Source organism: Aquabacterium sp. (genome assembly GCF_048860245.1).
Lineage (GTDB): Bacteria > Pseudomonadota > Gammaproteobacteria > Burkholderiales > Burkholderiaceae_C > Aquabacterium.
Map to the genome: position 1 here is coordinate 1 of NZ_JBLIZW010000105.1, position 13,078 is coordinate 13,078.

Sequence of the window (13,078 nt, forward strand, 5' to 3'; positions counted from 1 at the left end):
AAGATCAGGCCGCCACCATGGCCGCCTTGAAGGTCAAAAAGCTCAGCAACGAACTCCAGTTATCCCTCCTGTAGTGGCACGCTGACTAGGTCAACCTAGTCAAATCAACCACTTACAGCATTTGGTGTCGAACTCGGGTGATCAACACCTCGCGTTAACTGAATGATGCGAACAACGAGAAACACCACACCATAAAGCAACGCCGAGGAACCGATCCATTTGATCCATGCATCAGAGTGTCGATGGGCAGACAGCAAAACAACGCCCAACAAAACAGCCAGCATACTGGTGGCCACTCTGGAATCGCTGATGAGATTGAAATACTCGTACATCCATTCCGTCCGAAATTCGAACATCCATACAAGATGGAGGATATAACCATATTTCCATGAAAGATCAAATATTGATTTCCATGAAATATTAGTATTTCCTAAATATTAGGACGATATTCCAATCCCGTCTGACGCCATCGGCAGCGTCCACCAAAAGCGAGCGCCCTCACCTGGCGCAGCGTGAACCCCCATGGCACCACCATGCGAATCCACAATCTTCTTGGCCACGCTCAGCCCCAGGCCCGTCCCGGAGACGGCGTGCCCCAAGCGCACAAAGGGTACAAACACATCATGCCCATTGCTGGCATCAAAACCAGGGCCGTTGTCCGACACTTCAAAGCGCCAGAAGGCCCCATCGCGCGCCGAGCGAACCACAATTTGCAGATCAGGGGTGCGCTGCCCAAACTTCAGGGCATTACCCAGCACGTTGTGCAGCACATGGCTCATCAAACCACGGTCCGCACTGGCATGGGGCATGGCTTAGACAAGAATCTTGCCTGCCGCATCGGGATAAGACAAGGCCAAGGACTGCACGCACTCTTTGGTCAACTCGTTGAAATCAACCATGGTGCGCTTGATCGCGTCATGCTCTGCGCGAGCCAGCATCAGCAAGTCGGTCACCATGGTCACCGAACGATGCCCTTCTTTGCTCAGCAAAGCCAGATAGTGCTCAACCTTCGCCAAGCCGCCGTTTGCCAGCGCTCGCCGGGCTAACTCGGACACGGTCACGACATTGCCCAGCGGCCCCTTCAGGTCGTGAGAAACCATCCCGGAAAAGGATTTCAGACCTTGCACCAACTCTTCCAGTTGCTGGGTTCGGGCCTCGACTTTTGATTCCAGTGTTTCCGTCAACTGCCGCAAGCCATCCTCGGCCTTGATGCGCAACTGCAACTCGCTTTGCAGGCGCTGCGCCTGGTGCTGGAGCAACATCGCCGTGGCTACCACAAAGATGGACACGATCAGCACCACCACATTGCCCCGAAACTGCTCCAGCGGCACGCCAAGCGAGACCGACCACGCCAGAAACAGCGGATGAAGATCAAATGCCACAGCCAACACCAGCAGCAATCGATTGCGCGTGCGCCACCAGGTTCGCACCATCCACACCGACACGCAGAAACAAATGGTCGAAACCACAGCGGGCCCGGCATAGAGCCACCCATGCGTCAGACGGATCAATAACAGCGTGGACAGCAAGCCTCCCACAAACAGTGCCGCACAAAAACGATAGTCCGGCTCAGCCTGCTGCTTGAAGTACGAACGCAAGCCGGACACAAAGCAAGTGAGTGTCGCCAGGCCAACCAAAGACACAAGGGGGGCGCCAATGGCGAGATCAATCCCGATCGTCAGTTGAATGACGCGGATGACCACAAACACCGAGCCATAGAGAAAGGCCGAACCACCAATCCACTTCACCCAATGTTCAGCGTCCCGGTTCACCGAGAGCAAAGCCAGGCCAAGCAAGGCAGCGAACAAACTGGTCGCCACACGCACATCACTGACCAGGTTGAAGTACTCGTACATCGATGCCTTTCATCCGGTGCCCCCGAGCTGCTAACCAGCCACGGGTCACGATTCGCATGCAGAGCTGCTCATTGAAGCACAGCACATTGACAGCAGCCTTCACGCAAGCACACATGCTTTCCCGCAGAGACAACCAAATTCCGTGCCAAAACGAAAAAGGGACCAGCCGTGAAGCTGGTCCCTCAAGAATTTTGGTGGGCCCTGTAGGATTCGAACCTACGACCAACGGATTAAGAGTCCGCTGCTCTACCAACTGAGCTAAGAGCCCGCACCTTGTACTTTCTTTCGAAAGTTGCTAGCAGTGATTAGCTAGCGAAGACTTGAATTATATACAGAAGTTTTGTACTTTTTCAAGCCCCTTGCAAAAATTTTTTGCAAGCTTTTCGCTGGTGGGTCGTGCAGGATTCGAACCTGCGACCAACGGATTAAAAGTCCGCTGCTCTACCGACTGAGCTAACGACCCCCGGGAAAGACATAAATTGTAGCGTGTTTTTTGAGCCCGCCGCAAGCCCCTGCGGTCGATGTCTCAAAAAAGTCAGATCGCCAGCAGTGCCTCGATCATCTGTGCCGCAGCCACCATGCCAAACGTCGCCGTCACGGTCACGCTGGAACCGAAGCCCGCACAGTTCAAGGAGCCATCACCGGTCGCCCCCACCTCACAACTGTCTTGAGGCGGCAACACGGCTTCGCGCGAAAACACACAGATCAACCCCATGCGCCCCCGTCTTGCACCGCCGTGACGCTGACGCCACCGCTGCCGCAATGAAGCCAAAAGCGGGTCATGCGTCACGTCCGACAAATCGGCCACTTCCACCAGATGCGGGCGCGTCTTGCCACCCGCCGCCCCCACGGTCACCACAGGCTTGTGATGCGTCGCGGCCCAGGCTGCCATGGCGGCCTTGGCGCGGACCTGATCGCAACAATCGATCACCCCATCCAATTGCTCGGCCTGAAGCAAATCCGCCACATTGGCCTCGTCCACAAACTCTTCAATCGCCACAACCTCGCACTCGGGGTTGATCTGCGCGATGCGCTCTTGGAGGGCATGGACCTTGGCTTGTCCCAGCGTGCTCTCCAGGGCATGAATCTGCCGGTTGATGTTCGACTCGGCAATGTTGTCGAGATCGATCAGCACCAGCTTGGCCACACCACTGCGCGCCAGCGCTTCAGCCGTCCAGGACCCCACCCCACCGACACCAACCACAGCCACCCGCGCAGCACGCAGGCGCTCATAGGCCGCGGCGCCATGCAGTCGGCGCAGGCCACCGAAACGGCGATCCGGATCAGGCTGGCTGGCCGCAGCCAGCAGGTCGTCATTGGCCAACAAGGACACCGTCAACTCACTTGCCCTTGTTGCGGGCAGGCGCGGCACCACCGGGCATGGTCAACAAACGATCACGAGCGGCTTGCGCTGCTTCGGTTTGAGGATACTGTTTGACCAACTGCTCCAACGTCTTGCGCGCGGCAGTCATGTCCTTCAACTCGGTCTGACAGTTGGCAATCGACAGCATGGCCTCAGGTGTGCGGACATGGTCCGGTGCCTTGTCGACCAGTTGCTTGAATGCCTGAATCGATTCTTTGTACTGACGCAGGCCGTAGTAACCGTTGCCTTGCCAGTACCAGGCCGCTTCCTTGTAGCCCGTCTGAGGGTACTGCTGCAGCAGATGCACCAGACCGTCGACCCCCGCCGCAAAGTCTGCGGCGCGCATGCGTGCCATGGCGTCGTCATACGCTCGCTTCTCATCCGGGTCGGACTTGAAGGTCTTGCCATCCACGGTCACGACCTGCGGCTCCAGCTTGCGCAAACGCTCGTCTTGCGCAGCCTGCATGTCTTTTTGCTTGCGCTGCATCTCCGACACGTCGCGCAACAGCACTTCACCTTGCCCACGTTGCTGGGCCAACTCACCGCGCATTTGCTCGACCTGCGCATTGAGGTCCAGCATGCTGCGCTTGAGTTGATCAATCTGCGCTTCCAGTGCTTTCACCTTGGCGCTGTTGGCCTCGGCATCCTGGGTGCGCAGTTGGCGCAGGTCCAGGATGGCGCGGCGCGCATCCTCGTCTTCAAACAACCCAGCGTGTGCACCACATGTGGCGAACAGCGCAGCCATGGCCACGACCAGAGGGCGGGCACGAACAAACACAGGGCGAGCAACACGCATGGGATTTCCTCAAGACAGATGCGACGTCAGGATCAACGATCCTTGATTTCAGCGCGGCGGTTCTTGGCCCAGACTTCTTCGCCCGAACCTTGCACTGCAGGACGCTCTTCACCGAAGCTCACCGATTCGATTTGGTCGCCCGACACGCCCAGCAGCGTCAGCGACTTCTGCACGGCTTCTGCACGCTTTTGGCCCAGGGCCAGGTTGTACTCGCGGCTGCCACGCTCGTCGGTGTGACCTTCGATCACAACCTTCTTGCTCTTGACAGCGTTCAGGCGCTTGGCGTGGGCTTCCACGGCACCGCTGAACTCACTCTTGACCACGAAGCTGTCGAAGTCGAAGTAGATCACGCGGGTCAGGCCAGCCGCATCCGCGTCAGCATTGCTGGGCGCCACGACCACAGGGGCCACGTTGCTCGAAGCCACGCCGTTGCTATCGGCATTGCCGGGCACGTTGGCGGTGGTGATGGGTGCAGCGCCGTTGCCAGCCTGGTCGTCCAGTTTCACAGACGAACCACAGCCCGCCAGAGCCAGGGTTGCGGCACCGATGGCCGACAGAATCAGGGAGCGAGTCGAAATGGTCATTGTTTTCTCCAATCAAAAAGACAAGTGACGAGCCTTAGCGGCGCAAAGGCGCCAGGAAGGGCCCCCACACCGGTTCACGCACATCAGCTTGAGGGGTAGCCAGGCGCGCCTTGATGCGGCCGTCCAGCGTGGTTGTCATCAACACGTCACGCCCTTGCGCACGCGTTGCATAAATGATTTGCTTGCTGTTGGGCGCAAAGCTGGGGCTTTCATCGTCACGGGTGTCGGTGATGACTTTGACTGAGCGGGTCGAGAGATCCATCAGGTGCACACGGTAGCCGCCGTCGGCCATGCCGATGTAGGCCATCCACTTGCCGTCCGGACTGATGGCGGGGCTCACGTTGTAGCTGCCCGAGTAGGTCACGCGCTCGACGCTCCCACCCGCTGCCGGCACCCGGTAGATCTGCGGCGCGCCACCGCGGTCGCTCACGAAGTACACCGTGTTGCCGTCTGGCGACCACGCCGCCTCGGTGTCAATGGAATAGCTTTGCGTCAGGCGGCGCAGGCCTTCACCATCGGCACCGATCACGTACAACTGCGAACCACCATCGCGGCTCAGCGTCACCGCGATCTGGCGCCCATCGGGCGACCAGGCCGGGGCGCTGTTGGTGCCCTTGAAGCCCGCCACCACACGGCGCTTGCCCGAGAACACGTCTTGGACCACGACCACCGCCTTGCCGCCTTCAAACGACACGTAGGCCAACTGGCGACCATCCGGTGCCCAAGCAGGCGAGATGATGGGCTGCGGACTGGCCAAGGCGGCTTGTGCGCCCTCCCCGTCCGCGTCGGCCACCAACAGGGTGTGTCGGCTGCCCACTTTGCTCACATACGAGATGCGCGTGGCGAACACGCCCCGGTCACCGGTGAGCTTTTGGTAGATGTCATCTGCGATGCGGTGCGCGCTCTGGCGCAGGTCACCGGCTGGCACGACCAGGCTCATGCCCCCCAGGCTCTGGCCCTTGAGCACGTCCCACACTTGGTAGCGCACATCAAAACGCCCATCCGCCAATTGCGTGACCGATCCTGCCAGCAAGGCATCTGCGCCTTTGCTTTTCCAGTCGGACAAAGCTGGGCGACTGGCCTCATCCAGTGCAGCAGCACTGGCATCCAGACTCTTGAACAGGCCACTGCGCTCCAGATCGGCCTTGACGATGGCAGACAAAGGCTGCGGGGCACGCGCTTCCTCACGGAAGCGCCCAATGGCCACCGGAATCTGGGTGGCACCCACCCCGGAAATCTCGACCCGGAACTGCGCCTGCGCGCGCATGGGCACCAAAGAAAGACCCGCCACCAGGGTCAGCCCACCCAGCAGACCACGCGCAAGCACGCGACGCGACATGGACATCGTTTGGGAATCCGTCATGAAACAGCCTTGTTGATCCGGGCTGAATTGTGCCCCTTTCGGGGGAAAAAGTTCCGTTCCGGTGCGTAACAACCTTGCTCGCTCACAGCAAAACGATGTCGTATTGCTCGGGCGACATGGAGGGTTCGGTTTGCAGCGATACAGGCTTGCCGATGAAATCGCTCAAGCCAGCCAGGTGCTGGCTTTCTTCGTCCAGCAGCATCTCGACCACTGCCGCGCTGGCCACGACCCGGAACTCGCGCGGGTTGAACTGACGCGCCTCGCGCAGGATCTCGCGCAGGATGTTGTAGCAAACGGTCCGCGCCGTCTTCACCTGACCGCGGCCCTCGCAGGTCGGGCACGGCACGCACAGCAGGTGCGCCAGCGACTCGCGCGTACGCTTGCGGGTCATCTCCACCAAGCCCAACGGGGAGAAGCCACTCACGGTGAACTTGGTGCGATCGCGGTCGAGTTGCTTGCGGAACTCGGCCAGCACTGCGTCACGGTGCTCATCACGCAGCATGTCGATGAAGTCAACGATGATGATGCCGCCCAGGTTGCGTAAACGCAGTTGCCGGGCAATGGCCTGCGCCGCCTCAAGGTTGGTCTTGAAAATGGTCTCGTCGAAGTTGCGCGCCCCCACATAGCCGCCGGTGTTCACGTCGATGGTGGTCAAGGCCTCGGTCTGGTCAATGATGAGGTAGCCACCTGACTTCAACTCCACGCGACGGGCCAAGGCCCGCTCGATTTCCGTGTCGATGTTGTACAGGTCAAAAATGGGGCGCTCGCCCTTGTAGTGCGCCAACTTGGCCACTGCAGACGGGGTGTAGACCTGCCCGAACTCCTTGAGCGATTCAAACTGAATCAGCGAGTCGATGCGGATGCTCTGCACCTGCTCGTTGACCAGATCGCGCAGCACCCGCTGCGCCAAATTGAGTTCCTGGTACAGCAAGGTACCGGGTGCGGCCTTCAGGCCTGCCTCGCGGATCGTGGACCACGTCTTGCGCAGGTAGGCGATGTCCATACCCAGTTCGTCGTCCGACGCGTCTTCGGCATTGGTGCGCAAGATGAAGCCGCCCGAACGGGTGCGGCCTTCGCGGTTATCTGCCTCGCCCAGCAGGCGCAGCATGCGTTCGCGCAACTGCTCACGCAGTTCGGGTGAACCGATCTTTTGCGAAATGCCCAGGTGATCGTCTTGCGGCAGGAACACGAGCAAGCGACCCGCCACGCTGATCTGTGTCGACAGGCGTGCGCCTTTGGTGCCAATGGGGTCCTTGATGACCTGCACCATGAGCGTCTGCCCTTCGTGGACACGCTTTTCGATGGGCACCTGCACCTCACCCGATCGGGGATGAGAACGCGCCTGCCCGTCCTCACGGTGCAGATCGGCCACATGCAGGAAAGCTGCACGCTCCAGCCCGATGTCGATGAAGGCGGACTGCATGCCCGGCAAGACACGCACGACCTTGCCGGCGTAAATGTTGCCGACGAGGCCGCGCTCCAGCGTGCGCTCGATGTGCAACTCCTGCACCGCGCCGCTCTCGATGATGGCAACGCGGGTCTCCTGAGGAGTCCAGTTGATGAGAATGTCTTGTGAATGGGCCATGTGCGGCAATTTACCGCATCACGGACTCAGAAATGCCAGCCCAGCGGCTTGAGCAACTCTGCAGTCTCAAACAAAGGCAGGCCCATGATGCCGCTGTAGCTGCCGTCAATGCGCTCGGTCCAGGCGCCCGACCGCCCTTGAATGGCGTAGGCACCCGCCTTGCCCATGGGCTCACCGCTGGCCACATAGCGATCAATTTCGTCGGCGCTCAAGACACGCCAGCGCACGTGCGAGGTGCTCAGGCGCAGGCCCCCCTCCACCACCACGGCGGTCAGAACCCGGTGCTCGCGACCTGACAAGCGCGACAACATGGACGCCGCATCGGCATCGTCGGCCGGCTTGCCCAAGATGTCGTTGTCAATGGCCACAGTGGTGTCGGCACACAAGATGGGTCCGACTTCCCAGTCATGCCCCACGGCTTCGCGACGGCGCTGCAGCCGATGCTGAGCGGCCTCCCACTTGGCCAGGGTCACCCGCTGAACGTAGTCCTCAGGGCGCTCGTTGGGCAGCACAGCTTCCAGTCCCTCGGCATCTTCATGCGCATCGGGCAGCAACAGTCGGTGCGACACCCCCAATTGATCGAGCAATTGACGACGGCGGGGACTTTGGGAGGCCAGATACAGCCAGGGCGCAGCGTTGGATGACACAGCAGGCAGACGGGCTCAAGCCCGGTGATAGGGATGGTTGTTGCGCAAAGACCAAGCGCGGTACAACTGCTCCAGCAGCAGCACGCGCGCCAGCGCATGAGGCAGCGTCATGTCCGACAGGCGAATGGCCTCGTCTGCGGTCTTCTTGAACTCAGGGTCGATGCCATCGGCGCCGCCAATGATCAGTGCGACATCACGGCCGTCGTGCAACCAGGCTTCCGTGCGCTCGGCCAACTGCACGCTGGTCAAACGCGTACCACGTTCATCGAGGATGACACGACGCGTGCCGCGCTCGATGGCCGCTTCCATGCGTGCCGCCTCGGTCTGCATGATGACTGGCACGGGCTTGCCCTCACGAGGTTCGGCCTTCAAGGCCTTGACCTCCACCTTCCAGTCGGGCGGGAAGCGCTTGAGGTAGTCCTCGCACGCCTCGTTCGCCCAGTCTGGCAGGCGGTGGCCAATCGTGACCACCGTCAGCTTCATCAGCGAGCAGCCTTCTTGGTCGCGGCCTTCTTGGCAGCCACTTTCTTGACGGCCACGGTCTTGCGTGCAGGGGTCTTCTTCTCAGGTGCGTTGACCACGACCTTCTTCACGGTAGCCGCCTTCTTCGCGACCACTTTCTTCGCAGCGACCTTCTTGGCTGCCACAGGCTTGGCCGCAGCCGACTTGCTCACCGCCGTGGTCTTGCTCGCAGCCTTCTTCACCGCCACCTTCTTGGGGGCAGCAGGCTTGGCTTCAGCGGCCTTGACGGGCTTGGCAGCGGCCTTCTTGGCGGGCGCCTTCTTGGCTTCAGGCGGCGTGGTGGCGGCCTTGCGGGCGGCCGTGGTCTTGCCAGAAGCCTTCTTGGGCTTGACGGGCGCTTCGTCCATCGGCTCCGAGGCCTTCACCAGACCCGTGCGGGTGGCCTTGGCCTTGAGCGCCACGGGCTTCTCACCCCAGATCTCTTCGAGCTGGTAGTACTGGCGGATGGCAGGCTGCATCACGTGCACCACGGCTTGGCCGCAATCCACGATGATCCACTCGCCGTTGTCTTCGCCTTCGGTGCGGGGCACGGGGAAACCGGCTTCCTTGACCGATGTGCGAACACTGCTGGCCAGCGCCTTGGTCTGACGGTTGGACGTACCCGTGGCGATGACCACGCGTTCGAACAGCGCAGACAGGTGCTCGGTGTTGAACACGGCGATGTCTTGGGCCTTGACGTCTTCGAGGCCATCGACGATGGCGCGTTGCAGTTTACGGATGTCCATTCAGGTTGGGGCGCCGGGGGGCGTAGAGTTGATGGTTGGCAATATAGCGCGCTACCGCTGGGGACACCAGCGCTGGCGCAAGCGAAAGAGGATCTTCTCCACGATCCAGGCGCGCCCGGATCTCGGTGGAAGACACATGCATCGGCAGCAACCCGAGGGTCACCTGCCGATGAGGATGGGACTGCAGGGCCATGGGCGCTTGCGGCGCCACCGCCCCACGACAGGCCACGGCCAGCGTGACCCGTTCGAGCAATTCGACCCAGCCATGCCAGGTCGGAAAGTTGGCGTACTGGTCCTGTCCCATGATGAGGAACCAGTCTGCCTGCAGGCCCGCCTCGGCAGCCTGCGCTTGCAAGGTGCGCACCGTGTCCAGCGTGTAGCTGGGTCCGGCGCGTCGCAGCTCCAGGTCATCGACCACGAACCGCGGCTCGTGTGCCGTGGCCGCTTGCACCATGGCCAGCCGGTCCGCAGCGGGAGCCAGTTGCCGACTTTTTTGCCAGGGCTGTCCCACGGGAATCCAGCGAACCTCGTCGAGCGCCAGCGTGCGCAGCGCCTCGTCCGCCAGGGCCACATGCGCGGCATGCACAGGATCGAAGCTGCCGCCCATCAGGCCAATGCGGCGAACCGGCGAGGTCTTCACCGGCGCGCCCTCACACCCAGTTGCGTGCTGGCAAGAAGTCCGTGTACAGCACGGACTCGGGCGAGCCAGCTTCCGGATGCCAGTCGTAGCGCCACTTCACGATGGGTGGCATGGACATCAGGATGCTTTCGGTGCGACCGCCGGACTGCAGGCCAAACAGCGTACCGCGGTCCCACACGAGGTTGAACTCGACGTAGCGACCACGACGATACGCCTGGAAATCGCGCTCGCGCTCACCATAAGGCGTCTCGCGGCGACGCTGCAAGATGGGCAGATAGGCTTGCGTGAACGCATCCCCGACGGATCGGATCATGGCAAAACCGCCTTCAAAGCCCAACTCCGAAAAGTCGTCAAAGAAGATGCCGCCAATGCCCCGCGCCTCGTTGCGGTGCTTGAGGAAGAAGTACTCGTCACACCACTTCTTGAAGCGCGGGTACTTGTCCTCGCCAAACGCAGCCAGCGAGTCCTGGCACACCTGATGGAAGTGCTGCGCGTCTTCGGCAAAGCCATAGCTGGGCGTCAGATCCATCCCGCCGCCAAACCAGGCAACCACAGAACCGTCAGGCTTGTGTGCAGCCAGCATGCGCACGTTCATGTGCACAGTGGGTGCGTAGGGGTTGCGCGGGTGAAACACCAGCGACACCCCCATGGCCTCGAAGGGGCAACCGGCCAATTCGGGGCGATGTTGCGTGGCCGAAGGCGGCAACTGCGGCCCCTTCACGTGCGAGAAGTTGCACCCGCCACGTTCCAGCACGTTGCCCTCTTCGACCAGACGCGAACAGCCATCACCCTGCAAGCGTTCACCGGGCTCGCGCACCCAGGCATCGCGCACAAACGGCTTGCCGTCTTCGGCTTCGAAGGCCGACACGATGCGGTCTTGCAAGTCCAGCAAATAGGTGCGAACCGCCGCCGTGTCCATGTGAGAAGTTGTCATGCCCACTCCGTCAGCTCAGCGGCTCTTGATCGCGCGCCAACCGATGTCGGTGCGGAACTGCATGCCGTCGAACTGGACGCCACGCATGTAGTCGTAGGCGCGTTGCTGGGCCAGCTTGGCCGAGTCACCCAATGCCGTCACGCACAGCACGCGGCCACCGCTGGTACGGATCTGACCGTCTTCGCCCATGGTGGTCCCGGCGTGGAACACCATCGCGTCTTCGGCATCGGCCGGCAGACCGGTGATGACATCACCCTTGCGTGGGTTGAGCGGGTAATCGGCAGCGGCCAACACCACGCCCAGCGCAAAGCGACGGTCCCACTCCAGCTCGACCTCGTTCAGCGTGCCATCGGTGGCGTGCATCATCACGTCGACCAGATCGCTCTTGAGGCGCATCATGATCGGTTGCGTCTCGGGGTCACCCATGCGGCAGTTGAACTCCAGCGTCTTGGGGTTGCCATTGGCATCGATCATCAAGCCGGCATACAGGAAGCCCGTGAACGGAATACCGTCCTTGGCCATGCCTGCCAGCGTGGGATTGATGATTTCGTGCATTGCCTTGGCGTACACATTGGGGGTCACCACCGGTGCGGGCGAATAGGCGCCCATGCCACCTGTGTTCGGGCCGGCATCGGCGTCCAGCAAACGCTTGTGATCCTGGCTGGTGGCCATCACAGCCACGTTCTTGCCATCGGACATGACGATGAAGCTGGCTTCTTCGCCTTCCAGGAACTCTTCGATCACCACACGGGCACCGCCCGCGTTGTGCTGCACGCCCAGCTTGTTGTCGAGCAGCATCCAGTCCACGGCCTGATGCGCCTCTTCCAGCGTCATGGCCACGACCACACCCTTGCCAGCGGCCAGACCGTCGGCCTTGATGACGATGGGCGCACCGTGCTTGTCGACGAACGCGTGGGCCGCCTCGGCTTCGGTGAAGGTTTCATAGAAGGCCGTGGGGATACCGTGGCGCTTCATGAAGTCCTTGGCAAAAGCCTTGGAGCTTTCGAGCTGCGCGGCCTTCTGGGTGGGGCCGAAGATGCGCATGCCGCGGGCGCGGAACTCGTCCACCACGCCGGAGGCCAGCGGGGCTTCAGGGCCGACCACGGTCAACACCACCTTGTTTTCCTGAGCGAAGTCCGCCAGGGCCTTCACATCGGTGATGGGCACATTGACCAGGCGCGGGTCGCGCGCTGTGCCACCGTTACCGGGCGCCACAAAAATCTTGGACGCTTTCGGAGACTGGGCCAGTTTCCAGGCCAGGGCGTGTTCGCGGCCACCAGAGCCAATGACGAGAATGTTCATACGTAGATCAGCTCAATCAGTTCATTTCGGCGTTGTGATAGACCTCCTGGACGTCGTCCAGGTCTTCCAGCACATCGAGCAGCTTTTGCATGCGGGCGGCATCGTCGCCCGACAGTTCCACCGGCGTGTCGGCACGCATGGTCACTTCGGCCATTTCGGCGTTCAGGCCGGCGCCTTCCAGCGCGGTTTTCACGGCTTCAAAATCAGACGGGGCGCTCAGCACTTCGAGCGAGCCATCGTCGTGGGTGATGACGTCCTCGGCACCGGCTTCCAAGGCCACTTCCATGACCTTGTCTTCGCTCACGCCCGGGGCAAACAGGAACTGGCCCACGTGCTTGAACTGGAAAGCCACAGAACCTTCGGTGCCCAGGTTGCCACCGTGCTTGCTGAAGGCGTGACGCACTTCGGCCACCGTGCGGACACGGTTGTCGGTCATGCAGTCCACGATGATGGCGGCGCCACCAATGCCATAGCCTTCGTAGCGAATTTCTTCATACGTCACCCCGTCGAGGTTGCCCGTGGCCTTGTCGACGTTGCGCTTGATGTTGTCCGCCGGCATGTTGGCCGCCTTGGCCTTTTCAATGGCCAGACGCAGGCGCGGGTTCATGGCGATGTCACCGCCACCCTGACGAGCAGCCACGATGATTTCGCGGGTGATGCGCGTCCAAATCTTGCCGCGCTTTTCGTCTTGACGACCTTTGCGGTGTTGAATATTGGCCCACTTGGAATGACCGGCCATGGCGTGTGCTCCGAAGGGAAAG

At 61.3% G+C, this 13,078-nt stretch carries 15 protein-coding genes and 2 tRNA genes; all 17 read right to left on the minus strand.

Annotated features, from left to right (window positions below; all coding sequences use genetic code 11):
- Positions 1 to 104: 104 nt before the first annotated feature.
- Positions 105 to 332, minus strand: a complete 228-nt coding sequence (locus ACMV18_RS11860) for a hypothetical protein (protein ID WP_420818018.1) — start codon at positions 330 to 332, stop codon at positions 105 to 107.
- Between the two features lie 105 nt (positions 333 to 437).
- A complete protein-coding gene (locus ACMV18_RS11865; RefSeq protein ID WP_420818019.1) occupies positions 438 to 809 on the minus strand; it encodes a sensor histidine kinase in 372 nt (123 codons plus the stop codon).
- Positions 810 to 812: 3 nt separating this feature from the next.
- Positions 813 to 1,856, minus strand: a complete 1,044-nt coding sequence (locus tag ACMV18_RS11870) for a histidine kinase dimerization/phospho-acceptor domain-containing protein (RefSeq protein WP_420818020.1) — start codon at positions 1,854 to 1,856, stop codon at positions 813 to 815.
- 192 nt (positions 1,857 to 2,048) lie between these two features.
- A tRNA-Lys gene (locus ACMV18_RS11875) sits at positions 2,049 to 2,124 on the minus strand.
- A gap of 119 nt (positions 2,125 to 2,243) precedes the next feature.
- A tRNA-Lys gene (locus tag ACMV18_RS11880) sits at positions 2,244 to 2,319 on the minus strand.
- Between the two features lie 72 nt (positions 2,320 to 2,391).
- Positions 2,392 to 3,189: a tRNA threonylcarbamoyladenosine dehydratase gene (locus ACMV18_RS11885; protein WP_420818021.1), complete on the minus strand. Its 798-nt coding sequence runs from the start codon at positions 3,187 to 3,189 to the stop codon at positions 2,392 to 2,394.
- A gap of 7 nt (positions 3,190 to 3,196) precedes the next feature.
- On the minus strand, positions 3,197 to 4,015 hold the full coding sequence (gene ybgF, locus ACMV18_RS11890) for a tol-pal system protein YbgF (protein WP_420818022.1): 819 nt from the start codon (positions 4,013 to 4,015) through the stop codon (positions 3,197 to 3,199).
- A gap of 32 nt (positions 4,016 to 4,047) precedes the next feature.
- On the minus strand, positions 4,048 to 4,599 hold the full coding sequence (gene pal / locus ACMV18_RS11895; protein WP_374258498.1) for a peptidoglycan-associated lipoprotein Pal: 552 nt from the start codon (positions 4,597 to 4,599) through the stop codon (positions 4,048 to 4,050).
- Between the two features lie 34 nt (positions 4,600 to 4,633).
- Positions 4,634 to 5,944, minus strand: a complete 1,311-nt coding sequence (tolB, locus tag ACMV18_RS11900; RefSeq protein ID WP_420818037.1) for a Tol-Pal system beta propeller repeat protein TolB — start codon at positions 5,942 to 5,944, stop codon at positions 4,634 to 4,636.
- 100 nt (positions 5,945 to 6,044) lie between these two features.
- Positions 6,045 to 7,547, minus strand: a complete 1,503-nt coding sequence (rng, locus tag ACMV18_RS11905) for a ribonuclease G (RefSeq protein ID WP_374258499.1) — start codon at positions 7,545 to 7,547, stop codon at positions 6,045 to 6,047.
- A 26-nt stretch (positions 7,548 to 7,573) separates the two neighbouring features.
- Positions 7,574 to 8,194 (minus strand): Maf family protein, encoded by a 621-nt coding sequence (locus ACMV18_RS11910; RefSeq protein WP_420818023.1) that lies wholly within the window; start codon positions 8,192 to 8,194, stop codon positions 7,574 to 7,576.
- 15 nt (positions 8,195 to 8,209) lie between these two features.
- Positions 8,210 to 8,677: a 23S rRNA (pseudouridine(1915)-N(3))-methyltransferase RlmH gene (gene rlmH, locus ACMV18_RS11915; RefSeq protein WP_420818024.1), complete on the minus strand. Its 468-nt coding sequence runs from the start codon at positions 8,675 to 8,677 to the stop codon at positions 8,210 to 8,212.
- Entirely contained in the window at positions 8,677 to 9,441 is a 765-nt protein-coding gene (rsfS, locus tag ACMV18_RS11920; protein WP_420818025.1) for a ribosome silencing factor, read from the minus strand. Before rsfS ends, rlmH begins: the two co-directional genes overlap by 1 nt.
- On the minus strand, positions 9,428 to 10,081 hold the full coding sequence (nadD, locus tag ACMV18_RS11925; RefSeq protein WP_420818026.1) for a nicotinate-nucleotide adenylyltransferase: 654 nt from the start codon (positions 10,079 to 10,081) through the stop codon (positions 9,428 to 9,430). Before nadD ends, rsfS begins: the two co-directional genes overlap by 14 nt.
- Before the next feature lie 10 nt (positions 10,082 to 10,091).
- Positions 10,092 to 11,015 carry an oxygen-dependent coproporphyrinogen oxidase gene (gene hemF / locus ACMV18_RS11930; RefSeq protein ID WP_420818027.1) on the minus strand — a complete coding sequence of 308 codons (924 nt, stop codon included), beginning with the start codon at positions 11,013 to 11,015 and terminating at the stop codon, positions 10,092 to 10,094.
- 15 nt (positions 11,016 to 11,030) lie between these two features.
- The gene (gene purD / locus ACMV18_RS11935) at positions 11,031 to 12,317 is read right to left on the minus strand and encodes a phosphoribosylamine--glycine ligase (protein WP_374258507.1); all 1,287 of its coding nucleotides are present in this window, start codon (positions 12,315 to 12,317) and stop codon (positions 11,031 to 11,033) included.
- A 16-nt stretch (positions 12,318 to 12,333) separates the two neighbouring features.
- Positions 12,334 to 13,056, minus strand: coding sequence for a YebC/PmpR family DNA-binding transcriptional regulator (locus ACMV18_RS11940; RefSeq protein ID WP_374258508.1), 723 nt, complete (start codon positions 13,054 to 13,056; stop codon positions 12,334 to 12,336).
- Positions 13,057 to 13,078: the final 22 nt, after the last annotated feature.